Origin of the sequence: Celeribacter baekdonensis (genome assembly GCF_003047105.1) — a bacterium.
GTDB classification, from domain to species: domain Bacteria; phylum Pseudomonadota; class Alphaproteobacteria; order Rhodobacterales; family Rhodobacteraceae; genus Celeribacter; species Celeribacter baekdonensis_B.
Window position 1 is genome coordinate 2179514 of record NZ_CP028475.1, and the last position, 23750, is coordinate 2203263.

The 23750-nt window shown below is 59.3% G+C and carries 22 protein-coding genes; 5 read left to right on the plus strand and 17 right to left on the minus strand.

What is annotated here, in order from left to right; all coding sequences use genetic code 11:
* Positions 1-18: 18 nt before the first annotated feature.
* A complete protein-coding gene (locus DA792_RS14315) occupies positions 19-1443 on the plus strand; it encodes a gamma-aminobutyraldehyde dehydrogenase (RefSeq protein WP_107720522.1) in 1425 nt (474 codons plus the stop codon).
* Positions 1444-1515: 72 nt separating this feature from the next.
* On the opposite strand, the gene DA792_RS14320 is transcribed toward DA792_RS14315, so the two are convergent.
* The 9 genes from DA792_RS14320 to DA792_RS14360 all read right to left on the minus strand — a co-directional run bounded on the left by DA792_RS14320 (position 1516) and on the right by DA792_RS14360 (position 10085).
* Complete coding sequence (locus DA792_RS14320) at positions 1516-2886, minus strand: aspartate aminotransferase family protein (protein ID WP_107720523.1); 1371 nt, start codon at positions 2884-2886, stop codon at positions 1516-1518.
* 45 nt (positions 2887-2931) lie between these two features.
* A complete protein-coding gene (locus tag DA792_RS14325; RefSeq protein WP_107720524.1) occupies positions 2932-4407 on the minus strand; it encodes an NAD-dependent succinate-semialdehyde dehydrogenase in 1476 nt (491 codons plus the stop codon).
* 99 nt (positions 4408-4506) lie between these two features.
* Positions 4507-4989, minus strand: a complete 483-nt coding sequence (locus DA792_RS14330; protein ID WP_107722716.1) for an Lrp/AsnC family transcriptional regulator — start codon at positions 4987-4989, stop codon at positions 4507-4509.
* Entirely contained in the window at positions 4989-6008 is a 1020-nt protein-coding gene (locus tag DA792_RS14335) for a cyclodeaminase (RefSeq protein ID WP_107720525.1), read from the minus strand. The genes DA792_RS14330 and DA792_RS14335 overlap by 1 nt, the downstream gene beginning before the upstream one ends.
* Entirely contained in the window at positions 5998-6996 is a 999-nt protein-coding gene (gene eutB / locus DA792_RS14340) for a hydroxyectoine utilization dehydratase EutB (RefSeq protein WP_107720526.1), read from the minus strand. The genes DA792_RS14335 and eutB overlap by 11 nt, the downstream gene beginning before the upstream one ends.
* A complete protein-coding gene (gene ehuA, locus DA792_RS14345) occupies positions 6996-7811 on the minus strand; it encodes an ectoine/hydroxyectoine ABC transporter ATP-binding protein EhuA (protein ID WP_107720527.1) in 816 nt (271 codons plus the stop codon). Before ehuA ends, eutB begins: the two co-directional genes overlap by 1 nt.
* Positions 7811-8482, minus strand: a complete 672-nt coding sequence (ehuD, locus tag DA792_RS14350; RefSeq protein ID WP_009572021.1) for an ectoine/hydroxyectoine ABC transporter permease subunit EhuD — start codon at positions 8480-8482, stop codon at positions 7811-7813. The genes ehuA and ehuD overlap by 1 nt, the downstream gene beginning before the upstream one ends.
* Positions 8483-8485: 3 nt before the next feature.
* Entirely contained in the window at positions 8486-9157 is a 672-nt protein-coding gene (ehuC, locus tag DA792_RS14355) for an ectoine/hydroxyectoine ABC transporter permease subunit EhuC (protein WP_107720528.1), read from the minus strand.
* An 85-nt stretch (positions 9158-9242) separates the two neighbouring features.
* Entirely contained in the window at positions 9243-10085 is an 843-nt protein-coding gene (locus tag DA792_RS14360; protein WP_107720529.1) for a transporter substrate-binding domain-containing protein, read from the minus strand.
* A 181-nt stretch (positions 10086-10266) separates the two neighbouring features.
* On the opposite strand from DA792_RS14360, the gene DA792_RS14365 reads away from it, so the two are divergent.
* From DA792_RS14365 to DA792_RS14375, 3 genes are read left to right on the plus strand one after another with little or no spacing between them, the layout of a single operon-like run.
* Positions 10267-11451: a M24 family metallopeptidase gene (locus DA792_RS14365; protein ID WP_107720530.1), complete on the plus strand. Its 1185-nt coding sequence runs from the start codon at positions 10267-10269 to the stop codon at positions 11449-11451.
* Between the two features lie 2 nt (positions 11452-11453).
* Positions 11454-12626, plus strand: a complete 1173-nt coding sequence (gene argE / locus DA792_RS14370) for an acetylornithine deacetylase (RefSeq protein WP_107720531.1) — start codon at positions 11454-11456, stop codon at positions 12624-12626.
* Positions 12604-13296 carry a GntR family transcriptional regulator gene (locus DA792_RS14375; protein ID WP_254679256.1) on the plus strand — a complete coding sequence of 231 codons (693 nt, stop codon included), beginning with the start codon at positions 12604-12606 and terminating at the stop codon, positions 13294-13296. Before argE ends, DA792_RS14375 begins: the two co-directional genes overlap by 23 nt.
* A 34-nt stretch (positions 13297-13330) precedes the next feature.
* Here DA792_RS14375 and DA792_RS22840 read toward each other — a convergent pair whose 3' ends face one another.
* On the minus strand, positions 13331-14185 hold the full coding sequence (locus DA792_RS22840) for a PLP-dependent aminotransferase family protein (RefSeq protein ID WP_254679257.1): 855 nt from the start codon (positions 14183-14185) through the stop codon (positions 13331-13333).
* Positions 14182-14673, minus strand: coding sequence for a GntR family transcriptional regulator (locus DA792_RS22845; protein WP_254679258.1), 492 nt, complete (start codon positions 14671-14673; stop codon positions 14182-14184). The genes DA792_RS22840 and DA792_RS22845 overlap by 4 nt, the downstream gene beginning before the upstream one ends.
* A gap of 88 nt (positions 14674-14761) precedes the next feature.
* On the opposite strand from DA792_RS22845, the gene DA792_RS14385 reads away from it, so the two are divergent.
* Positions 14762-15913 (plus strand): MFS transporter, encoded by a 1152-nt coding sequence (locus tag DA792_RS14385; protein WP_107720532.1) that lies wholly within the window; start codon positions 14762-14764, stop codon positions 15911-15913.
* A gap of 100 nt (positions 15914-16013) precedes the next feature.
* Here DA792_RS14385 and DA792_RS14390 read toward each other — a convergent pair whose 3' ends face one another.
* From DA792_RS14390 to DA792_RS22850, 6 genes are all read right to left on the minus strand, one after another.
* A complete protein-coding gene (locus tag DA792_RS14390) occupies positions 16014-17786 on the minus strand; it encodes a thiamine pyrophosphate-binding protein (protein WP_107720533.1) in 1773 nt (590 codons plus the stop codon).
* Between the two features lie 84 nt (positions 17787-17870).
* Positions 17871-19433, minus strand: a complete 1563-nt coding sequence (locus DA792_RS14395) for an FGGY-family carbohydrate kinase (RefSeq protein WP_159075281.1) — start codon at positions 19431-19433, stop codon at positions 17871-17873.
* 1 nt (position 19434) lies between these two features.
* The gene (locus DA792_RS14400; RefSeq protein ID WP_107720535.1) at positions 19435-20442 is read right to left on the minus strand and encodes an ABC transporter permease; all 1008 of its coding nucleotides are present in this window, start codon (positions 20440-20442) and stop codon (positions 19435-19437) included.
* Positions 20439-21455, minus strand: a complete 1017-nt coding sequence (locus DA792_RS14405; RefSeq protein WP_107720536.1) for an ABC transporter permease — start codon at positions 21453-21455, stop codon at positions 20439-20441. Before DA792_RS14405 ends, DA792_RS14400 begins: the two co-directional genes overlap by 4 nt.
* Positions 21452-22969, minus strand: coding sequence for a sugar ABC transporter ATP-binding protein (locus tag DA792_RS14410; RefSeq protein WP_107720537.1), 1518 nt, complete (start codon positions 22967-22969; stop codon positions 21452-21454). Before DA792_RS14410 ends, DA792_RS14405 begins: the two co-directional genes overlap by 4 nt.
* 76 nt (positions 22970-23045) lie before the next feature.
* Entirely contained in the window at positions 23046-23732 is a 687-nt protein-coding gene (locus DA792_RS22850) for a sugar ABC transporter substrate-binding protein (RefSeq protein WP_368074514.1), read from the minus strand.
* Between the last annotated feature and the right edge of the window lie 18 nt (positions 23733-23750).

The following is a 23750-nucleotide window of genomic DNA, read 5'->3' on the forward strand; positions in this document are numbered from 1 at the left end:
GAAAACAGGGAGACTCTCATGGACACCCAAATGCTCATCGGCGCCACGCTTGTCCGCGGCACTGAAACCGAAGAAAGCATCTTTAATCCGCGCACAGGTGAGATCATCACCACCCTGCCCGAAGCCTCTTTGACCCAGGTCGAAGCGGCGGTGACGGCGGCGGACAAAGCCTTTGCGCAGTGGTCGCGCACAACGCCATCCGCGCGCTCGGGATATTTGTTGAAACTCGCGGACCGGATCGAAGCCGAAGCCGAAACCCTCGCCGGGCTCGAAGCACTCAACTGTGGCAAACCGGGGCCTTTGGCGCTGAATGATGAATTGCCTGCCATTGTCGATTGCTTTCGCTTTTTCGCCGGTGCCGTGCGTTGCATGACCGGGCCGATTGCGGGCGAATATCTCGAAGGTCACACCTCGATGATCCGCCGCGATCCCATCGGCATCGTCGCCTCCATTGCGCCGTGGAACTACCCGTTGATGATGATGGCGTGGAAAATCGCCCCGGCGATTGCGGCGGGCAACACGGTGGTGTTCAAACCCTCCGAACAGACCCCGCTAACCGCGCTGGCGATGGCCAAAATCTTTGCCGACATCCTGCCTGAAGGTGTGGTGAACATCATCCTTGGCCGTGGCGAAACCGTCGGCTCCGCCCTGATCAACCATCCGAAAGTTGCAATGATTTCGCTCACTGGCGACATCGCCACCGGGCGCAAAATCTTGGACGCGGCCAACAAAACCATCAAGCGCACCCACCTCGAACTCGGCGGCAAAGCCCCGGTCATCGTGATGGAGGACGCCGATATTGAGGCCACGGTCGAGGGCCTGCGCGCCTTTGGGTTTTACAACTCGGGTCAGGATTGCACCGCTGCCTGCCGCATCTATGCGCAAGCCTCGGTCTATGATGATTTCGTCGGCAAACTCACCGACGCCGTCTCGCAGATCGAATATGCCAACCCCGACGACAGTCTCAACGAAATGGGCCCGCTTATCTCATTGCGTCAACGCGACCGGGTGGCCAGTTTCGTGGCGCGTGCGCGCGAAGCCAATCACATTGAGATCACCACAGGCGGCGAAATCCCCGATGGCGACGGCTTCTTTTACAAACCGACCGTCGTCGCAGGCGCTTTGCAAACGGACGAAATTGTCCGGCGCGAAGTCTTTGGTCCGGTGGTCTCCGTCACGCGTTTTTCGGATGCGGAAGAAGCGATCACATGGGCCAATGACAGCGACTATGGCTTGGCCTCCTCGGTCTGGACCAAAGACGTCTCCACCGGCATGAACATCGCATCGCGCCTGCAATATGGTTGCACTTGGGTGAACACCCATTTCATGCTGACCAACGAAATGCCCCATGGCGGGATGAAACAATCCGGCTATGGCAAAGACATGTCGTCTTATGCGCTCGAAGATTATTCCCTCGTGCGCCATGTGATGGTCGCGCACTGATCCTGCGCCCCATATTCTAAAAAGCTGGCCGTATCACACGGCCAGCTTTGCATTTTTAAACAAGGTTGGCCCTTATCCAAGAACCGATTTCACCGCTTTCGTTGTGGCATCGACCACCTTATCGGCCTCCGCTTTCGTCAGGCAAAAGGGCGGGGCAAAGCCAAGGATGTCGCCCTGCGGCATTGCGCGCCCAATCACCCCCTCAGACAACAAAGCCGCAGCAAGCGCGTAGCCCACCTTATCCGCCGGATCAAAAAAGCTGCGCGTGTCACGGTCTTTGACAAACTCAACGGCACAGAGCATCCCTTCGCCGCGAATGTCCCCGACATGCGGGTGATCGCCCAAGGCCGCAGTCATCGTGTCGTTGAGATATTTGCCAACGCTTCCGGCATTCTCAATCAGGTTCAGCTCGTCAATCAGCTTGAGATTGGCCACCCCCGCCGCCGCGCCAATCGGGTGGGCGGAATAGGTCCAACCATGGCCGATCGGACCGTTTTCATCGGTGCCCTGCTCCAGCACTTTCCACATTTTATCCGACACGATGGAACCAGACAGCGGCGCATAGGCAGAGGTCAGCCCCTTGGCGATGGTGATCAAGTCGGGCTTCATGCCGTAGTGGTCTGAGCCAAACATGGACCCCAAACGACCAAAGCCCGTGACCACCTCATCCGCGACCAAAAGGATGTCGTGCTTGTTCAGAACCGCTTGGATCGCGTCCCAATAGCCCGCAGGCGGCGGCACGATCCCACCCGTGCCCAACACCGGCTCGCCGATAAAGGCGGCAATCGTGTCCGCGCCTTCGCGGGCGATCAGCTCTTCGAGCTTGGCGACGCAATCAGCGACAAAGTCTGCCTCACTCATGGCAAGATCGGCACGGCGGAAATAATACGGCGCTTCTGTGTGAACCACACGGTCGAGCGGCAGGTCGAATTTCTGTTGAAACGCCTCAAGCCCGGTCAGCGAACCCGTCATCAAGCCAGAACCGTGATAGCCACGCCAGCGCGAGATGATTTTCTTTTTCTCAGGGCGACCAAGGATGTTGTTGTAATACCAAATCAGCTTGATGTTGGTCTCATTGGCATCGGAGCCGGACTGACCAAAATAGACTTTCGACATGTGATCCGGCGCCCGGTCCAGCACCATTTTCGCCAGAGTGATCGAGGCCTCGGTGCCGTGACCGACATAGGCGTGGTAATAGGCCAATTCGCGGGCCTGATCGGCAATCGCTTCGGCGATTTCCTGACGCCCGTACCCGACATTGACACAGTACAGCCCGGCAAAAGCATCCAATGTTTCTTTGCCATCGCGATCGACGATATGCACACCCTTGGCGGTTTTGATCACCCGTGTCGGGGTTTCGCCGCGTGCATGTTGCGCCAAATGTGTGGACGGGTGAAAGAAGTTTTCGCGGTCCCATTGGCCAAGTTGATCATTTGTCAGCATATCTTTTCCTTTTACGTTCAAGCCTTTGCGCCGATACGCCTGGGGCTAACCCCAATCGCGACAGACGTATTTCAGCTCCATAAACTCCTGCATTCCCATCCGCGCGCCTTCGCGTCCGAGGCCCGATTGCTTGACCCCGCCAAAGGGGATCGGCGCGCCCGTAACCTTGGTGCGATTGACCGCGACCATGCCGTATTGCAGCGCCCGTGAGAGGCGGTAGATGCGTTTCGGGTCTTGCGAATGGACATAGGCGACGAGGCCATATTCGCTATCATTGGCGCGTTTGATGACCTCTTTTTCGGTGTCAAACGGCGTGATCGGGGCAACGGGGCCAAAGCTTTCTTCATGCATGATTTTGGCGCTGTCAGGCACATCGGTGAGCACGGTGGCGGGATAGAACAGCGGACCAAGGTCAGAGACCGCCCCGCCACAGCCCAGCCGCGCACCCTTGGCAAGAGCGTCGTCCACATGCGCCTGTTGTTTCGCCACGGCGCGCGCGTTCATCAATGGGCCAAGATCGGCATCCTCCATGCCGGGCGCAAGGGTGAGCGCCTTGGCCGCCGCCACAAATTTCGCGCAAAATGCATCATAGATCGGACGTTCGACATATATCCGGTTCGCGCCAAGGCAATCCTGACCCGAGGTGGCGAATTTGGCTTTGATCACCTCGTCCACTGCCCGATCCAGATCGGCCCCTTTGAACACGATCACCGGCGCGTGGCCGCCGAGTTCCAATACCAATTTTTTCACCGTCTCCGCCGATTGACGATAGAGCAGTCGGCCCACCTCAGTAGACCCGGTAAAGGACAGCGCCCGCACGCGGGTGTCTTTGGTCCACGGCTCCACCACGGTCGAGGCCTGCCCGGTCACGACGTTGAACACGCCCGCAGGTATCCCTGCGCGCTCGGCCAATTCCGCCAATGCCAACGCCGAATAAGGGGTCTCAGCCGAAGGGTGCGCCACAACCGTACAGCCCGCCGCCAAAGCCGCCGCCGCTTTGCGCGTGAGCATGGCGGAGGGGAAATTCCACGGCGTGATCAGGGCAACAACACCCACAGGTTCCAACCAAAGTTCGACCTCGGCATCGGGCAAATGCGAAGTCACGCCTTCGACATTCGGACGCTTCGCCTCTTCGGCGTAATAGTCGATGAACGCCGCGGCATAGTCGATCTCGCCGCGCGCTTCTGACAACGGCTTGCCCTGTTCCAGCACCATGATCCGCGCGAGGTCTTCTTTGGCCGCGATCATCAGCTCATGCCAACGGCGCAGCACGGCGGCACGGTCCTGTGGCAAACGCTGTGACCATGCGGGAAAACTCGCTTGGGCGGCGTCCACGGCGGCGGTGGATTGCGCGGCACTCAACGCGGCCACATCGCCCAAATGCGACCCCGTGGCCGGATCGGTCACGGCAAAACAGGCGCCAGCCTCGCCAGAGGTCCATTTGCCATTCACATAGGAAAAGCCCCGCAAAAGACGTTTGTCGCCAATGTCAGAACGCGCAGAAATTGCAGTGTCACGCATGTGGTCCTCCTTGTCCCTGTCACTGTGACGGATCACGGCAGAGATGGAGACCAAACTGGGAGCTGTGGCGCGGTATTCGGACTGCGGCGGCGGGCTATGCTAGTCCAAATGGTCTGTGAACAATCCTAGCGGTGGAGCACCGCCGCCTTTGACCTGTTTGGTGACAATATAGGTGAAATACCGCGCGATGCCGATGCGCGCGTCCAACAGCGTGTCGATCAACCGTTGATAGGCATGAATGTCGCGGGTGACGATCTGTAACAGGTAGTCAAACCCGCCACCCAAAGCCCAACAGCCCACAATTTCCTCATGAGATTGTACCGAGGCTTCAAAGGTTTGAAACGAGGCTTGGGTGTGATCGGCGAGTTCGGCGGCGACGAACACCGTCACCGTGGCCCCCAATTTGCGCAGGTTGATCTTGGCGTGATAGCCCTCGATCAGCCCGGCTTTCTCCAACTTTTTCAACCGCTCCCATGCGGGTGTTGGCGATAGGCCAATGGCTTCGGCCAGACGCGCTTTTGACATCCGCCCCTCCCGAGACAGGGCGCGCAGAATGTCGAAATCGCGGGCGTCGAGTTTGATCATAGGTCAGGGGCCGTGGAAATCACGGTGCCCGCATCCCCCAAACGGGTCGCGACATCGCATGCGATGGCGGTGTCTTGCACGCCGGTTCCGGTCAGATCGCAGATCGTGATCTGATGCGGTTCGGTGCGGCCCTGGGCGTCTCCCGTGAGGATCTGGCCCAATTCCGGCGGGGTTTGAGCCATCAGCCCTTGCACACGCGCCGCACGCAATTCACCCAGCGCCTCGCATTGGCTCACCCGGTCACAGACATAAAGATCGGCGGCGGCCAAGGCCTCTGGCGCAATCTCGTTTTTGCCCGCCTGATCCGATCCCATGGCGGTGATGTGCACCCCATCGTGGAGCATCTCGGCGGTGATCAAAGGCGTCGTCGCGGGGGTTGTGGTGACCACAAGCTGGCTTTGCGCCACGAGCGGCGCGACCTCCGTCATCACCTCCACCTCGGCCCCGGTCATCGCGGCAATATCGGCGGCACAGGCGGCGGCTTTTTCCGTGTCGCGGCCCCAAACGAGACAGCGTTTGAACGGGCGCACCAGATGCGCAGCTTGCATTTGCAACCGGGCTTGTGCACCGGTGCCGATCACCCCCGCCGTTTCCACCTCGGGGGCCAAATGGCGCGCAGCGACCGCGCCCGCCGCCGCCGTGCGAAGATCTGTGAGGTAGCCATTGTCCAAAAACACCGCCTGCACCAGCCCGGTTTTGGCCGAAAGCAGGATCATCAAGCCGTTCAGCGAAGGCAGGCCCAATTGGGGATTGTCAAAAAATCCCGGCGAGACTTTCAACGCAAAGCCGTCCAGCCCCGGCACATAGGCGGTTTTCACATCGACCTCACCATGATGGGCGGCAATCGCCATCGACAGCACCGGCGGCATCACGACGCCACCTTCGGCTAAGGCGCGAAAGCCGTTTTCGATCACATCAATGGTCTCGAGATCAAGCGAGACCACCCCGCGCAATTGCGCCTCGGTGACGATGCGAATGTCAGGGCGGGGGGGCTTCGCCTGTGTCTCACGCGTCATAGGGCGTTCCTTTTACAATCACATCCCCCAGCCGCACATCTTGGCCCATCACCACGCGGGTGAATTGCGCCATATCGACATTGCGCCCGGTGATCACAGTACCCATCTGCGGGCTTGGCACGATCTTGCCCGCCATAAGGGCGGCGATGCCGACGACACAGGCCCCTTCGGCGACCAAACGGTCCTCGTAATAGAGCGCTTGCATGGCGGTATAAATGTCGTCTTCCGTGACCAAAACCACCTCATCCAAAAGCCTGCGGCAAAGCGGGAATGTGTGCTGGTTCTGACCCCCGATCCCACCGCCCAGACTGTCGGCCAAAGAGGCGACCTCTTTGACCTCAACCGGGTGCCCCGCTGTGATCGAAGCCGCCATCGCCGCGCCGCGATCCATGCTGACGCCGATCAGGCGGATGTCGGGTTTGATTGCGCGGGCCGCAACTGCCATGCCCGCCGCCAAACCGCCGCCGGAGAGCGGGATCATGAGCGTGTCGAGATCGGGGCGGGCGCGCAGCATTTCCAGCGCAATGGTGCCTTGCCCGGCGATCACATGCGGATCGTCAAAGGGTGGAATGTCGATCAGCCCATCGGCGCGCGCCAAACGCGTGGCATGGGCTTGGGCCTCGTCTTGCGAGCGACCGTCGATGTGGACCTCTGCGCCCAGCCTCCGAATGCCGTCGACCTTGGTCTTTGGCACCAGCTCAGACATACAGATCACGGCACGCAGACCGTTTTGCGCCGCCGCATAGGCCACCGCGCGGCCATGATTGCCGGTGGAGCAACAGGTCACGCCCCTGGCATCCGTGGGCAAATGTGCCATCGCATTGACCGCGCCGCGCAGTTTGAACGCGCCCATCGGCTGGCAGATCTCAAGTTTGAGCCAGAGATCGCCCCCGAGCTTTTGCGACAAGTCCGAGGGCACAAGTGGCGTACCATCCGCCACGCCCCGGATCACGTTTTGGGCGGCAAAAACATCCGCTAAGGCCAGCATCAACCCGCCTCTTTGACCGCGCTGAGAAATTGCTGTGTCCGTTCCCTTTGCGGATTGCCAAACAGCTCCTCGGGCGCGCCTTGTTCTTCAATTGAGCCGTCGAAAAAGAAACAAATGCGATCGGAGATGTCTTTGGCAAAGCCCATTTGGTGGGTGACCATCAACATGGTGAGGTTGTGTTTGTCCACCAGATCGCGGATCACATTGGTCACCTCACCGATCACCTCCGGGTCAAGCGCGGAGGTCACTTCGTCAAACAGCATCACCTTGGGCCGCATCGCCAAAGCGCGGGCAATGGCAACGCGTTGTTGTTGCCCGCCCGAAAGGCGCGAGGGGTGCTGATCCTTCTTTTCGATCATGCCGACAAGTTCCAACAGGTCCTCAGAGCGCTTGCGCGCCTCGGCTTTGGACATGCCCAAAACCTGAACCGGCCCCTCCATGCAATTTTCCAAGGCGGTCATATGCGGGAACAGATTGAAGTGTTGAAAACACATGCCAATCTGACTGCGCATCATCCGCAGATGCTTGGGGGAGGCGGGCACAAGGGCACCGTTTTTCTCCATATGGGTCAAGGGCTTGCCGTCGACATAGATCACACCTTCATTGATGGTCTCAAGCGTCATCAGCATCCGCAAAACGGTGGTTTTGCCCGAGCCAGACGGGCCGATCACGGTCACCATTTCACCCGTCGCCACATCCAAGTTCAGCCGATCCAAAACGGTCAGTTTGCCGTAGCGTTTGGTGACGTTCATGAAACGCACCATCGGGATATCATCGCCGGTCAGTTCCAGCGGGTATTGCGACATATCTTCCATTATTTCAGTCCAAGTTTGCGGCGCACATAGGTTTCAAACACACGGATGAAACCGGCGGCAGGAAGGGAAATGGCGAGGAAAATCACGCCGACGAGGGTGTAGGGTTCGAGGAAGCGATAGCTTTCGGAGCCGATCGCATTGGCGGTGTGCATCAGCTCCGCAACACCGATCACCGAAAGCATCGGCGTGTCCTTGAAAATCCCCACAAGATAGTTGCCCATGCCCGCCAAAGCAGGCGGCACAGCCTGCGGAATGATGATCCGGGTGTAGGCTTGGCGCGTGCTCATGTTGAGCGCGGTGCAGGCCTCCCATTGGCCCTTGCCGACACTGTTTAAACCACCGCGATAAACCTCGGAAAGATAGGCCGAATAATGCAACCCGATGGCGATCATCCCGGAGGTCCAGGGACTCATGCGCACCCCAAATTGCGGGCCGACGTAGAACACGAAAAAGATCTGAAGGATCAGCGGTGTCGAGCGGATGAACTCCACAAATTCGCGCACCACAAAGGTCAGTGCCCGGTAGGGCGTGCGCTGCGCCAGTGCCAAAACCAACCCCAACACGATGGCAATGGCATAGCCCGCCCCGGCTGCGATCAAAGTGTTGAGCGTCGCCTCAAGCAGACGCGGCAGGATTTCCCAAGTGAAATCCCATTTCCAATGAAATCCCATGGCTTAGGCCCTCCCCAACTTACGGCGCATAAAGCCTTCGAGCCAACGCATCGCGGGCGTGACGATGAACCGCGCGAAGACATAATAGACGATCAGCGCAAGACCAAAGGCCTGAGCCGACAGGAAGGTCGACCCGTTGATCTGTTTAGCCACGAACATCAGGTCGGTGACGGAGATCAGCGACACAAGCGCTGTGTTTTTCAGAAGCTCGATCAAAAGATTGCCCCAAGGCGGCAACATATTGACCAGAGCCTGCGGCAAGATGATCCGCCACATCCGCTTGGCCGGGCTCATTGAGAGCGCATAGGCGGCCTCCCATTGCCCTTTTGGCACCGATTGAATGCCGCCGCGCACAAGCTCGGCGCCGTAAGCGCCCAAGTTCATCCCAACGGCGACAAAGCCCGCGGTGAACTTATCCAGTGTCACGCCGAACAACGGCAGCACGAAGAAAATCCAGTACAGTTGCACCAAAAGCGAGGTGCCGCGAAAAATTTCGATATAGGTCACCGACACGCCGCGGATCACGGCATTGCGGGACAGTTTCATCAATCCGGCCACCAATGCGATTCCAATCGCGAGCAGGGTGGCAAGGACAAATTGAGCGGCGGTGACACCGGTTCCTTTTAGGAAGTCGGGCCAATACGTCGCGAAAAATTCCCAGAGGCTCAAGGGCATCTCCCAAGGCTGAACATGACAGGCGGGCCGGAACCGTTGTCCCGGCCCGCTTCAATCACTTGGATGGATCGAAGCGCACGTCAGTTCACTTCATGGTGCAAACATCGGCGGTTTTCATCTCGCCGGGCAGGTTGCCTTTGGAATAGCCATAGGCCGACACCGCTTCCATCATCGCATCAGAGCCAAGGTATTCGGCTTGGGCTGCGTTGAATTTTTCAACGAAATCCGCGTCCTCATCCCGAAAACCGATGCCGACCCAGTTTTGGGTCCAATCGGGGAGTTGGCTCACGTCAGACACTTCGACATCGCCACCCGATTGTTCGGCCAGATTGAGCGCAGTGAAATAGGTCACCCCACCGGCATCGGCACGTCCTGCGCGCACAGCGGCGAGAATTTCGGTCGGGCCGGGGACGGTCATGACCTTGTCGTCATCGACGCCACCGCGTTCTGCCGCTTCGATTTGGTTATAGCCCGCGCCAGTCACGAAAATCGCGTCTTTTTCGGCAAGCTGTTCGTAGTTGTTGAGGTCTTTGGGGTTGCCTGCGGGCACGATAAAAGCATCGCCCACTTTGGCCATTGGTTCGGAGAACGTCATGTTTTCGCAGCGCGAGCCAAGAATATACATCCCGCCCGTCACGATGTCGAAACGACCGGCGTTGAGGCCGGGGATGAGGCCACCCCATTCGGTGACGACCGGTTCAATGTTGTCATAGCCCATCGTTTCAAGCACGCCGATGACATAGGCATTCACAAACCCCTCGGCAGCGCCGTCTTCGCCCGGATAGGCCCAAGGCACTTCGTTGGCAAAGCCGATGCGGATCGGATCACCGTCTGCGATCCGGTCACTCAACGTCCCGGCCATGAGGGCCGTCGCGCTGACGCCCAGCGTGAGGCCCGCAGCAGCAGCGGTTTTAAGGATACGTTTCATAGGTCACTCCCGATTATTTTCATTGACGAGGAAACTGAGCTTCCCTCAACTGATGTATACAACATTAGGCGAATCGCCCAAGTGTCAAGGAAAACAGGCCAAAAACATCCTTATTTTTCGGCTTTACAAGTGAATACGCCCGATAGAATCGCACAAGATGTGCACAATAAGCGAGAATTGCATGCCTATTGAGAACGCTCCCTTCTCCCGCGCCGAATATGATCGGCGCATCCAACTGACCCGCGAAGCGATGAGCGCCGCCGGAATAGACGTCCTGTTTGTGACCAATCCGTCAAACCAGAACTGGCTCACCGGGTATGACGGCTGGTCCTTTTATGTGCATCAAGGCGTGATTTTGAGCCTTGAGGGCGATCCGATTTGGTGGGGCCGAATGCAAGACGCCAATGGCGCCAAGCGTACCGTTTGGATGGAAGACGAGAACATCCTTCACTACGCGGATCGCTATATTCAGGCCACCGACATTCACCCGATGGAAGACCTCGCCTCGCATCTGCGGATCATGGGATATGGCGACAAACGCATTGGGATCGAGATGGAGACCTACTACTTCACCGCCCGCGCCTTTGCCGTTTTGGCGCAGGGATTGCCCGAGGCCGAATTGATCGACGCCTCAACATTGGTGAATTGGAACCGGCTGATCAAATCCAGTGAGGAATTGAATTTCATGCGCCGCGCCGCACGCATTTCCGAGCTGGTGATTGAGCGCGCGATTGAATTGGCCGAACCAGGCATGCGCAAACACGACCTTGTCGGTGAGATGTTCAAAACCTCGGTTCAGGGCGAGGATGACAGTTGGGGCGACTACCCGGCGATCGTGCCGCTTTTGCCCTCGGGCGCGGATGCTTCTGCGCCGCATTTGACATGGAACGGCGAGGCGTTAAAGCGGGGTGAGGCAACGTTTATCGAACAATCCGGCTGTTACCGCCGCTACCACGCACCGCTCTGCCGGACGATCTTTTTTGGCAAACCACCGCGTTTTATGAGCGACGCGGCTCAGGCCCTGACCGAAGGGTTGAACGCCGGGATCGAGGTGGCGCGCCCCGGCAACCGGGCCTGTGACATTGCCCGCGCATTGGATGCGGAACTGATCAAAGTCGGGATCGAACGCCCGAACCGTTGTGGCTATGCCGTTGGCCTGTCCTACCCGCCGGATTGGGGCGAACATACAGTGTCCCTGCGCGCCTCAGATGAGACGGTTTTGGAGCCGGGCATGACCTTTCATTTTATGCCGGGTCTGTGGATGGATGGCTGGGGCATGGAGACGACGGAGACGATCCTGATCCGCGAAGACGGGCCAGCCGAGCCGTTGTGCAACGTGCCGCGCAAGCTGTTTGTGAAGGACTGATCATGTCCGATCTCGACCGCTGCCAAAGCATTTTGGCCGATCTCATCGCCTTTCCCTCGGTGTCCTCGATGACCAACTTGCCCGTGATCCACTATGTCGCGGACAGGTTGGAGCGTGCGGGCGCACGGGTTGAGGTGCTCACTGACACCAGCGGCACCAAGGCCAATCTGTTTGCCACACTCGGGCCGGAACGCGCGGGCGGGCTGGTCCTGTCCGGGCACACCGATGTGGTGCCGGTGGCGGATCAACCGTGGACGACAGACCCATTTGAAATGGTGGAACGCGACGGCAAGCTTTATGGTCGTGGCACCTGCGACATGAAGGGGTTTATTGCCACCTGCCTGACCAAAATAGACGCGCTCAAAACGGCGGCGCACACCCGCCCAATCCATTTCGCTTTTACCCATGACGAAGAGGTCGGATGTTTGGGCGCGCGCGATCTTGTCGAGGGGCTCAAGGCCCGCGACATCCGCCCCGCGATGGCGCTGATTGGTGAGCCGACGCAGATGCGGGTGATTGAAGGGCACAAAGGCTGTTGCGAATATACCGTGACCTTTACAGGGGCGGAGGGGCATGGATCGGCCCCGGAGAAAGGTGTCAACGCGGTCGAATATGCGGCACGTTACATCAACCGTTTGCTGGTGTTGCGACAGGCTTTGATCGAGCGCTGTCCACCGGGATCGCGGTTTGATCCACCTTACACGACGATCAACATCGGCGGCCTTAACGGCGGGCATGCCCATAATGTCATCGCAGGCAAAGCCACGTTAGAATGGGAAATGCGGCCAATCGGATCAGAGGATTTCGATCTGGTTCAGCGCGATCTGGCGCAGTATGTCGGCGACGTGTTGTTGCCGGACATGCGCGCTGTGGCGCCACAGGCCGAGATCACCACCGAGGTGATTGGCGAGGTTGCGGGCCTCACGCCCATGGACGAAAACGCTGCGCGCGATCTTGTGTTTCGCCTCACCGGCGCCAACACCGCCGATGTTGTGCCGTTCGGAACCGAAGCCGGGCTTTTTCAAGAGATCGGCATGAGCGCGGTGATTTGTGGCCCCGGCTCCATTGACCAAGCCCATAAGCCCGACGAATATGTTGAACGCGATCAGCTTTGCCAAGCGATGGAGATGCTGGATCGACTTGGGGAGACCTATGGCAAACACGACAGAAACTGAACCGATGGACATGATGCCCGAGCCGTTGCGTGCCCGCGAACGTGCAGAGCGCATCCATGCGGACATCCGCAGCCGCATTTGCATGCTGGACTATCCGCCGGGCATGAAGCTTTCGGAAACGGCGCTGGCCGCCGAATTGGGCATTTCGCGCACCCCCATTCGTCGCGTTTTGGCGCGTCTTGAGGATGAGGGGCTTGTGACCTCCGTTCATGGCGTCGGCACCATGGTCACCAACGTCGATTACAGCGAAATGTCGCAAGTCTACCGGCTGCGCAAAGAATTGGTGTTGCTGCAAACCTCACTTGATCCGGTCCAACCTGACGCTGCGTTTTTGCAACGGTTCCGGGCCCTGCATGCCCGCGCCGAGGGGCTCAAATCCGCCCCTTCTGCGCGCGACTTTTCGCTGCTGGACCAAGACACGTTTTTGACCTTGTTGGATCTCACATCCAACGCCCCGCTGCGGACGATGGCGGAACGGCTGTATTTCCGCACCGCCCGCATTTGGCTACAACAGGTGACCAGTTCGCATATTGATTTGATGCAGGAAATTGGCATTTACGCCCGAGAACTCCAAGACATTCTGGGCGCACTTGAGCTTGGCGATCTGGATGCGGTCGGCCATATCCGCCGCGGCCATATCTCGATGAGCTTTGCCCGGATGCGGGTGTAACGCGCCCTTGCGTGCAGCAATGGTCACTTTGGATTCAAAAGGCGTGTCCCTTCGATGCGGCACGGATCGCGTCGGCAACGGTGCTCAGAATGGGGCCGAGCTCCGCCTTGGGCACACCGCCGAAGGCCAATCGCAGCGCCTGAGGTGTCGCAATCGTTGTCGCAAAAGAGTCAGCGCCGGACACGGAGAGGCCTTGTTGCTTCAAGCCCGTGACAATGGGCGCAGCCCGGGCACCCTGCGCCAGCGGCACCCATGCGAATCCCGCATTGGGATGTGAGAGGATCGGCAGATCACCAAACGCGTCGCGGCACATCTTTTGGCGCTCACAGCCATCGCGCCGTCGCACGGCCTCGGATCGGCCTAATGTACCGTCCTCAATCCAGCCCGTCACAAGGCTCGAAATCAACGCCGGAGCATTCCATGTCGTGGCTCTGATCGCTTCGATCAACCCGTCGCGGTGCCGATCTGAGGCAATCACATAGCCCAAGCGCAGCCCGGTCGCGAGACTCTTGGAAAAGCCCCCGACATGGACCGTCCGCTCGGGGGCCAGCGTGAGGAAACTCGGCGGGGCATCCCTGTCCAAAAAGGCGTAGGCCGCATCTTCAATGATCATAAGATCATGTCGCCGGGCCACATCACTCAACTGCCGCCGCGTTGTCTCGTCCATCACCGCGCCAAGCGGGTTGTGCACGGTCGGCATGAGATAAACCGCGCGGAGCTTTCGCGTCCGACAGCGCTGGTCTAGCTCGTCAGGGCACATCACAGCCCGCTTGCCCGCGACGGGCACAAGATCAAGCCCCTGCAACGCCGCCACGGATTTGAAACCCGGATATGTCAGCTCATCCACGGCGACCGCGTCACCACGGCTGAGCAGCCCAAACCCGATCATCGCCAATCCATGCTGCCCCCCGATGTCACCAAAAGACGTTCTGGATCAATCACCCCATGGGTTTGAGAGAGGTATGTGGCGATGATTTTACGTTCATGGCGGCGTCCGCCATGGGGCTGGTAGCGCAGCATCGCTTCGAGATCGCCCGCCACCGCCAACCGCCGCAACCCTGCACGCAAAATGTCGGGATCGCCGGCATCTCCCGGCATATTGAACACCAGATCAACCAACCCATCCGGTGCGCTCTGGCGCAGGCCAAGCGTCACAGGCACGCCAAGGTCACGCACAAAGGTCCCACGCCCCGCCTCGCCCACGACCAGGCCTCTGCGTTCCAGTTCACGGTATGTGCGCGTTGCGGTCGCCAAGGCGATACCAAATTTTTCTGCAAAAGCGCGATGCGTCGGCAGTTTGGTGCCGGGTGCCAATCGTCCCTCTTGGATCGACGCGCCAATCACATCAGCAAGGCGTATATATCGGGCTTTGGTCATGGCTGCGCTGTACCTAGTACAATTGAAAAATTGTCATATAAAAAACCTTCTGGCATTCCCCTCTAAAGTCAACCGTCGAGGTGCCCTTATGCCCAGAATCCTGTCCGTTTCCTTGCTTGCACTTGCCCTGTTCACGGTCACCTTTGCCGTCAACCTTCAGGCTCCGCTTTACGATGTCTACGCCTCTAAAAGTGATGTCGGGGCGATGGCAGTGACAGTTGCCTTTGCGGCCTATGTCGGGGGCCTCATGCCGACGTTACTTTTGCTTGGCGGCGTATCAGACCGCATCGGGCGACGGCTGCCGCTTGCTCTGGCTTTGGTGATCGGAACGGTCGCGACGGCGCTGTTGGTCCTGCGTCCGGTCTGGACAAGCCTCGTCATCGCGCGGGCCTTGCTTGGCATTGGGACAGGCCTCGCAACCCCGGCGGGAACGGCCTATATGGCAGAAATTCTGGGGGAAACCCGCACCCGCAGTGCCGCTTTGATCGTCACATCTGCCACGTCGCTCGGGTTTGGCGGCGGGGCTTTGGCGACAGGCGTGAGCCTTGGCCTCCAAGGCCCAACGCTTTTGCCTGCCAGTTTTGTTGTGTTCTTTTTGGCCGCCCCGCTTTTGGCCCTCATCGCCTTTTGCCTGCCCAAGCTGGATCATCCGCAGGCGATCTCGATTGTGCGTTTGCCCGTCTTTCCCGCAGGGACATGGATGTTTGGTGCAGCCATGGCATTGGCATGGTCGACCACCGGCATGACGATCGCAGTCGTGCCATTGGAACTTGCTGCAAATGATTTGGGGGGCTGGACCGGACTTGTGATTTTCTTAGCGATTTTCGTGGGATTTCTGTGTCAGCCTCTCGCCCGGCGCATGTCCAACACCTCAGCACTTGCCCTTGGGTTCATCCTTATCCCGCTGGGCTTCGTCGTGCTTCTGATGGGTGTTTGGCTCAAAATCTTGGTCTTGGTGCTGCTCGGCACCTGTATCACCAGCGCCGCGAGCTATGGTTTCACCTATCTCGCGTCCCTGGCCGAGGTTTCGTTACGCGCGCCAAATGAACGGGCACGGGCAACGGCCGGTTTGTTCGTCTACGCCTATTTGGGCTTCTCGATCCCGGTGATCGCCAGCGGGGGCCTCGCGGACTTGTTGGGTTTGCTGCCTGCTATGATCGCTTTTGGGGCGGGACAGCTTGCCGTCACACTCGGCATCCTGCGCCTCTGGAAACGGCGGTCTGCCTACAAACCGTCATGATTCAGTGCTGTTCGTGAACGGTGGCATTCACAAAATAGACCGGACGCCCAAGCGCATCCGGTCTGTGTCATTGCGAAATGTAGACTCACAAAGCCAGCGCTCAGAGGTCCGGCGAAACCTTCCAGTCGCGCAGGCGGTAGACAGTGCCCGGACGCGGGAACGGCGTATCCGATTTCTCACGCAGGCGGCGTTTGAACGAATGGATCGGCGTTGCCCGATCATCAATGCGCACCTCGACCACCGAAGGCCCGTCATGGGCAAAGGCGCGATCCAATGCCGGACCGATCTCGTCTGGTTTTTCAACATAGATGCCCAAAAGCCCAAGCGCCGCCGCTGCGCCCGCATAGCCGGGAACCGAGCTCTGACTTTCCAGATCAACCGACTGGACGTTGTTGAAATACAGCTCCTGCCAGAGTTGAATCCAACCCAGTTTGCCGTTGTTGATCACCACGTTAACGACCTTTTGATTGTACTGGCACATGGTCGCCAACTCGCCGATCGTGTAGGAAAACGCGCCGTCGCCCGCGACCGTCACGATCCGCGCATTTGGCCGCACGGCTGCGGCGCCAATCGCCCCTGGCACGGCATAGCCCAAGCCCCCCTGCCCGCGCGCAAACAGGAACTGACGCCCCGGTTTTTTCGCCGGAATATAGCCGGAAATCCAACCCGCCGAAAACGAGGCATCGGAGACCACGATGTCATCCTCTTCAAGCCGTTTGGCGATCTCATTCATGATCCGGGGCGGTTGGATCGGCAGCATATCAGAGGCAATTTCGGCGGCTTTGTCGGCATCACAAACCGCTTTGACCTCGGAAATTCGGGCAAGCCACTCTTTGTGCTCAGGAATATCCCCCAAAGCAGTGCCAAGCGCCAAAACGGTCTCACGCACATCGCCCATCAGCGCCACGGTCGGGCGGAAGGTTCGGCCATGTTCGAGCGGGTCGAAGTCGATGGTGATGGTCGCCTGTTCCGGCAGCGGCAACGACCAGTTCATGCCGGTGTTTTGGCTGACTTTCGAACCACACCAAACCACCAAATCGGCCTCTTTGATCAGATCAATGGCCGCTTTCGACCCCAGAGGGTTGAGCACCCCCGCCGCATAATCGCGCGTCTCCGGCACCGAGCCCTTGCCCGAAAGGCTTGTCACCACGAGGCCATTAAACCTGTCGGCAAATGCCGTGACGATCTCGGCAGCATCAGAGCCATGCACACCACCGCCACAGACCAGAGCCGGGCGTTTGGCCCGCTTGATTAACGCAGCGGCAGCGGCAATCTCGCCTGCGGGCGCACAGCTGCGCATATAGGGCATCTGGACCGAACGATCATCGACCTTGATTTTCAACAAATCCTCGTCCCAGTCCGCATCGAAAATATCATGCGGGATGATCAGTGCCACGGGACCGGGGCGCGGCGAGGTGGCAACACGAAACGCGGTGCGGATCAATTCCGGCAAGGCCGCAACGGAGGGCACCAAATAGGCCTCTTTCGAGCAGCTTTTGAAAAAGCTGAGCTGATCAAAGCCTTGGCTGGCGATGCCTTTTTCTTTCAGCGGCAACCAATCCAGCGGCAGCTCGCCGATGATCCCGATCATCGGGATTGAGGCATTGAGCGCCTCCAGGAACCCCGCAGGCAGCAGGTTCGCCCCCGGTCCCACCGTCACATCACAAATGCCGGGCTTGCCGGTCAGACGGGCATAGGCGTCGGCGGCATAGGCAGCATTGCGTTCGTCGCGCATCAGGATATGGCGAATACGATCGGTGCGGCGTGAAATACCATCATGGAGCGCAGTGGTCTGTCCGCCGGGCATCCCGTAGACATATTCGACCCCGTATTGTGCGAGCATTTCAGCAATGAGGTCTCCGATATGAGCCATGATTTTTCCTTTCATTGGCAGTAGGATTCCGGGTCACAGCCGAGAGCTGTAACCGAAAGTCGATAAAAATGAGATGTTTAGGCGTTAATGCGCGGGTGGGCTGGCCCGGCTTCGCGCGGCTTGACGGTGCATCAAGGGACGCAGCGCCGCATGGGTTTCAAGATAGATCTCCATCTGTGAGCTGAGCTGCGCATGGCGCGTGGGATCAGGGTGAATTTCGCAGCGAATGCGCACCATCGCATCGGCGGCCTGTTCCAGCGACGGGTACAGCCCCGCGCCGACCGCCGCCGTGATCGCAGCGCCAAACGCGGTGGCTTCGCCCACCTCGGGAATACGCAGGGTGACGCCGGTGGCATCGGCATGCATTTGCGCCCAAAACGGCGAACGTAGCACCCCCCCGGCCAATGTCATGGTTTTGACCTCCAACCCGCGCGTCTGGAGGCGGCCCAAAATATTCGCCGTACCCAGCGCCACAGATTCCATCAGCGCACGGGTGATGTCAGCCCGTCCATGTTTCAGCGTCAGCCCCCAGATCGCGCCTTGCAGATCATAATCGGTGAAAGGGTTGCGATTGCCTTGCCAAAAATCCAGCACAACCAAACCATTGGCACCGGGCGGAGCGGCTTCGGCTTGGGCCAGCATCTCTTCATAACCGTTATCGCCCTCATGCAGCAAATCATGCCACCACCGCAAAATCCCGCCCGAGGACACTTGCCCGCCCTCCAGGACAAACGTGCCTTGGCTGACGCAATCGGGATGCGGGCCAAACAGACCTTCGATTTCGACATCCTCGGCCACCACCGGCAACACGAGATGCGAGGTACCCGTGATCAGCGCGGTTTCACCCGGACGCAGGGTGTTGAGCCCGACCATGGCGACATAGGCATCGGTGCCCCCGGCCACGACCAATGTTTTGGGAGATAGCCCCATCTGCTCGGCCGCCTGTGCTGTGATCGGACCGATCGGATCGCCCAAGGCAGGCATGTCTTTGGGAAAGCGCTCGGTGATGCCCTCAAGTCCAATGGCGTCGAGAAAATCGACCGGCCAGCCCCCCGTGCGCGGATTGTAAAACCAACGATTGATGGTGTGGTTCTGGCCAAGCGTCAGCCGACCCGACAGGCAAAGCGCCATGTAATCCGTCATTTCGACAAACCAGCGGGTGGCCGTATAGGCCTCTGGCTCATGCTCTTTAAGCCACATGATTTTCGGCAAAGCGGTTTCGGCGGAGACGCCCGCACGCGAGCGACGCAGGGCCGGGTGTCCGGTGTCCTCGATCCGGCGGGCTTGCGGTGAGGCGCGGTTGTCCATCCACAAGATCGCATCGGACACAGGCGTCAAATCGGCATCCAAAGACACCAATGTGCTTGAGGTGCCATCAGCACAGATCGCGGCAATGCGCACGGGATCAATACCCGCCTCAGCGATAGCGCCACGCACCGCCTCGCAGGCTGCGCGCCACCAGTCATGCGGGCTTTGCGTCGCCCAGCCCGCACGGGGGTAACGGGTGGGATAGGGGCTATCGACGATGGCAAGCACATCGCCCGCCACCGTTGAAATCAGCGCCCGCGCCCCGCCGGTGCCACAGTCAAGTCCGAGGATGAGATCTTGGGTCACATGGGTCATATCGGTGGCCATATCAGTGGTCATATCACTGCCCCGCTGTGCGCGTGCCATGATGGCTTGCGGCGATGGTGGCCACGATCAACCCTGTCAAAAGCAAGGCACCTTGGATGATTTGACGTTGGAAATCCGGCAACCCCAGCAAGGTCGCCCCGCTGAACAGCACGCCAATAAAGAGCGTGGCGGTGAGCGTGCCAAGAATATTCGGCTTGCCCACCCGCACCATCATGCCGCCCAACAGAACCACGGTCAGCCCGTTGATCAGGAAAGGGCCGCCAATCATCGGCTGACCCGAAGACAGGCTTGAGGCGAGCAAAATACCCGCAAGGGCAGAGCTCACACCGGAGAGCACAAAGAGGATGATGGTGAGTTTCACCACGGGCACACCAACGGCGCGCACAGCCGCTTCGTTTTGCGCCAAAGCATAGATGTAGCGACCAAAGCTTAACCGTTCTTGCACGAACCATGCCACGGCTGCGATCAAAAGCACCGGCACCACGATCATCGGCACAGCCCCACCCAACGCAGGTTGCAACAGCGGTTCAAGCGGACCCGGATCGGCGATGCGGATCACCGTACCCTTGCCCAGAGCCGCCGCGATCGAGGCACATATGCCAGCGGTGGAAATGGTCACGATCAGCGCGGGCAGCCGCATCGAGGCCACCAACCAACCATTGATCAACCCAACCAAAGCCCCCGCCAAAAGCGCCACAACGATGGCCCCGCCCCAGCTCCACCCCTGCGCCAAAGCATAGGCACAGATCATGTTTGAAAGCGCTGCGACCTGCATGAAACTGACGTCAATCTTGCCCGAGGCGATAACCCACGTCAGCCCCAACACCATCACCACCATGATGGAAAAGGATTTGAGCACGGTGGCGATGTTGACCACATCCAAAAGCTGTGGACGTTGGCTGGCGATCCCCAAAGTAACAACGATCACCGCCACGACCAGCCACAGATCAGTTGTGAGCCGCGCGATCTTGCGCCCACGCGGACGGCTTTGTGCGAATTTTGCTGTTGAGGTCATGGTCATGCGTCGCTCCCTTTTGCGGTGGGTTTTGTGGGTTTTTGCGGCCAGAACAGGAACCGAAGCGCCTCCAATGTGCCACGCGCACCGTCAGAGAAGGCCAACACACCGATCAACAGGATCAAACTGACCACACCGTCGCTGTAGTAGTAGGGCAGCCCCATCAAGGCGAAGCCGTCGAGCAACATGGTGATCAACAAGATCCCGCCGAAGCTTGCGATCACGGAGGTGCCCCCCATGATGGCCGCACCCAAAAACACCCCGGCATAGGCCGGCATCATCAAATTGGCGCCTTTGTTGGTTTCGGCTGTGCCGGATTCGGCAAGGATCAAAAGGACCGCCAGCACGGTACACATGGCGCAAAGCACATAGGCCAAGGCGACAAAGCGGCGCGTGGCGATGCCGGAAAAATGCGCCGCCATCGGGTTTTCACCCGTCGCATAGAACGCAAGCCCGGTGCGGGTGCGGCTCAGCACAAACCACGCCAGCGCGTAAATCGCCACCAACAACCACATCGACACCCCCAGCCCCATGAGCTTGGCGTCATTGAGATCGGTGATGCCGCTGGTGAAGAAATTTTGAAAAATCGAACGCCCGCCGGTGTAGATAAAGGCAAGCCCTGTGCCGATCGAACCCACCGCGATGGTGGTCACAATATCGGGCAGTCCAAAGCGACTGATCGCGATGCCGGAGATACCTCCGATCACAGCGCCCAAAGCCAGCCCGGCAATGATCACGGACCATAGCGGCCATCCGGCGGCGATCAGCGCGCCCATCGACATGGCACAAAAGGCCGCGACACCCGCAATCGACAGGTCAAATTTACGCACGATCACCACAAAGGTCAGCCCAAGAGCGGCCAAGCCATTGGCGGCCATGTGTCGGGCAATGCCATTGAGGCTGACGTAGCTGAGAAAGCGCGGCTCAAGCACACCAAAGATGACGGCCACGATCACGACCAGCGCAACAAATCCCAGCCCGCGCGTCGAATGGCGCATACGGTCTTTCCAAGTTCTCATAGCGATCCCTTCCCCATAATCCCGGCCATCAACAAATCATCGCGCGAAAACACCCCGCTTTCGGGTTCGACGTGTCGGCCCTTGTGCAAAGCAATGGTCCGGTCCGCCACGCCATGCACCTCATCACAATCGCTCGACACCACAATCACCGCCGCACGCTCTGACAATTCGCGCATCAGCCCGTAAATTTTGGCGCGTGCGCCAATGTCGACGCCAACGGTGGGTTCGACGAAAATGTAAATATCCGCCTCGCTATAAAGCCCTTTGGCCAAAACGATCTTTTGCTGATTGCCGCCGGAAAAGCCCGACGCGGGCGTGTTCAGATGCGGCGGATGAAGCGCGACCTGATCGGTCAAACGCTGAATATCACTGCGCAATTGGCGGCTCTTCAGACCCCAACGCCCGCCCGCCGCACGGCGCAGGTTGGCCATCGGCACGTTGAACAGGGAATGCCGGCTCAACGCCAAGCCTTCGGTTCTACGATCCCCGGGCACGAGGAAAATTCCGGCATCCAGCGCCTGACGCGGCTTGCGCAGGCTGACGGGCTTGCCGTGAATGCGGATCTCGCCCTGATCCGGCGGATCGACGCCAAAGATCGACTTGGCCAATTCGTCACAGCCGGACCCGACCAGACCGAAAAGCCCCAAAATCTCGCCGCGGTGGGCGGTGAAAGACACGTTCTCAAAGCCATGCGTCAGGCTGAGATCGCGCACCTCCAAAAAGGCATCGCCACGCGTGTCTGGGTCGGCTTTGGGTGGGAAAATATCGCCCACCGCCTCACCCAGCATCAAATCGGCCAAGGACACGCCAGAGCTACGGGCCTCGTCCACGCTCATCCGCGCGACACAGGCGCCGCCACGAAAGACCGAGAAACTGTCGGCGATGGCAAAGACTTCTTCAAGCTGGTGGGTGATGTAGATGATCGCGATGCCCTGCGCGCGCAACTGGTTCATCAGGGCAAACAGGTCTTCGCGCTCGACGTCTGTGAGCGTCGAGGTCGGTTCGTCCAGAATAAGCACGCGGATGCCATCCACCGCAATCGCTTGCAGGATCGCGACGGCTTCGCGTTCGACGGCGGACATTTGGCCCACCTCTTGGCTCAGATCAATCGGCACGGCAAAACGCGACAAAAGCGCATCGGCACGCGCCTCAAGCGCCTCACGATCAATCCGGCCCAGCAGACCGCGCGAAGCGGTTTCACGACCCAGGAAAATATTATCGAGGCCACTCATATCCGGCACCAGTTCCGGGTGCTGTTGAACGGTGGCAATCCCGGCGCGGATCGCATCTTCGGGGGCACGAAAATGAACATCCTCACCGCCAATGCGGATCGTGCCGCTGTCCTTCTGGAGCGCGCCAGACAGAATTTTGATAAAGGTCGATTTGCCCGCGCCGTTGATGCCCAAAAGCGCGTGCACTTCTCCGGGCTCAAGACAAAAATCAACGTTGCGCAGGGCCTGAACAGGGCCAAAACGCTTACAGACATCCGAGGCGATTAGAACGGGCGCACCCATGATCTCAACTCCTGTGATAGGCGGAAATGTGGGGGGAGGGCCAAACCATCCGCCCTCCCCCCGGCTGAAAATGGTCTTAGAGCGCGCGGCTCCAGCCCATTTTTTCCGCTTCGCCCGGAACATCAAAATTGTCCGGGATGCCGTTTTGCAGCATGTCTTTGGTGACCGCATAGGTCGGGGTTGTGATCAAGCGCGGGGTGCTGCGCCCAGCCAGAAGTTCATGCGCGTAGAACACATCGAGATAGGCCATCTCATAGAAGCTCTGCGCCATCGACAGTTTCAAAGGCGTGTCGGCCGCGATGTAGTTGAACGCCTGAGAGCCGCCATCAATCCCGGTCAGGATCAAATCAGTGCGCCCGGCAGCGCGCGCCGCCAGCGTGCCTTCAACAGCCGCGCCATCCCAAGCACACCAGATCGCATCCACATCCGGGTGAGAGGTCAGAATGTTATCGACGGCCTGACGCGGCGAGACATTGCCCGCCAAAGCAAAGGCCCATTCTGTGACGATTTCGACCTCTGGATAGCGACGCAAGGTCCATTCCATCCCCAAAGTGCGCTGATCCCAGCTCTCGTTTTGCGGCAGCATGACGCGGGCAATTTTGCCTTTGCCGTTCAGAGCCTTACAAATGTATTCGCAGGAATACTGCCCCATGCCGAAATTGTTGGACATGGCGGTTGTGGTGACGATGGCTCCGGGTACGGCGCTGTCGGCACAAAACACCGGAATGCCTGCGGCAATAGCGCGTTCAACCGCGGGGGCGATGGCGACAGCATCGGCGGG

Excerpts from the sequence above, each read along its gene's own strand:
- DA792_RS14390 (WP_107720533.1), bottom strand. The coding sequence starts at position 17,786 with ATGGCTCATATCGGAGACCTCATTGCTGAAATGCTCGCACAATACGGG.
- DA792_RS14315 (WP_107720522.1), top strand. The coding sequence starts at position 19 with ATGGACACCCAAATGCTCATCGGCGCCACGCTTGTCCGCGGCACTGAA.
- ehuC (WP_107720528.1), bottom strand. The coding sequence starts at position 9,157 with ATGCCCTTGAGCCTCTGGGAATTTTTCGCGACGTATTGGCCCGACTTC.
- DA792_RS14395 (WP_159075281.1), bottom strand. The coding sequence starts at position 19,433 with ATGACCACTGATATGGCCACCGATATGACCCATGTGACCCAAGATCTC.
- ehuA (WP_107720527.1), bottom strand. The coding sequence starts at position 7,811 with ATGGAAGATATGTCGCAATACCCGCTGGAACTGACCGGCGATGATATC.
- ehuD (WP_009572021.1), bottom strand. The coding sequence starts at position 8,482 with ATGGGATTTCATTGGAAATGGGATTTCACTTGGGAAATCCTGCCGCGT.
- DA792_RS14385 (WP_107720532.1), top strand. The coding sequence starts at position 14,762 with ATGCCCAGAATCCTGTCCGTTTCCTTGCTTGCACTTGCCCTGTTCACG.
- DA792_RS14365 (WP_107720530.1), top strand. The coding sequence starts at position 10,267 with ATGCCTATTGAGAACGCTCCCTTCTCCCGCGCCGAATATGATCGGCGC.
- argE (WP_107720531.1), top strand. The coding sequence starts at position 11,454 with ATGTCCGATCTCGACCGCTGCCAAAGCATTTTGGCCGATCTCATCGCC.
- DA792_RS14400 (WP_107720535.1), bottom strand. The coding sequence starts at position 20,442 with ATGACCATGACCTCAACAGCAAAATTCGCACAAAGCCGTCCGCGTGGG.
- eutB (WP_107720526.1), bottom strand. The coding sequence starts at position 6,996 with ATGCTGGCCTTAGCGGATGTTTTTGCCGCCCAAAACGTGATCCGGGGC.
- DA792_RS14375 (WP_254679256.1), top strand. The coding sequence starts at position 12,604 with ATGGCAAACACGACAGAAACTGAACCGATGGACATGATGCCCGAGCCG.
- DA792_RS14325 (WP_107720524.1), bottom strand. The coding sequence starts at position 4,407 with ATGCGTGACACTGCAATTTCTGCGCGTTCTGACATTGGCGACAAACGT.
- DA792_RS22840 (WP_254679257.1), bottom strand. The coding sequence starts at position 14,185 with ATGATCGGGTTTGGGCTGCTCAGCCGTGGTGACGCGGTCGCCGTGGAT.
- DA792_RS22845 (WP_254679258.1), bottom strand. The coding sequence starts at position 14,673 with ATGACCAAAGCCCGATATATACGCCTTGCTGATGTGATTGGCGCGTCG.
- DA792_RS14320 (WP_107720523.1), bottom strand. The coding sequence starts at position 2,886 with ATGCTGACAAATGATCAACTTGGCCAATGGGACCGCGAAAACTTCTTT.
- DA792_RS14405 (WP_107720536.1), bottom strand. The coding sequence starts at position 21,455 with ATGAGAACTTGGAAAGACCGTATGCGCCATTCGACGCGCGGGCTGGGA.
- DA792_RS14410 (WP_107720537.1), bottom strand. The coding sequence starts at position 22,969 with ATGGGTGCGCCCGTTCTAATCGCCTCGGATGTCTGTAAGCGTTTTGGC.
- DA792_RS14360 (WP_107720529.1), bottom strand. The coding sequence starts at position 10,085 with ATGAAACGTATCCTTAAAACCGCTGCTGCTGCGGGCCTCACGCTGGGC.
- DA792_RS14335 (WP_107720525.1), bottom strand. The coding sequence starts at position 6,008 with ATGACGCGTGAGACACAGGCGAAGCCCCCCCGCCCTGACATTCGCATC.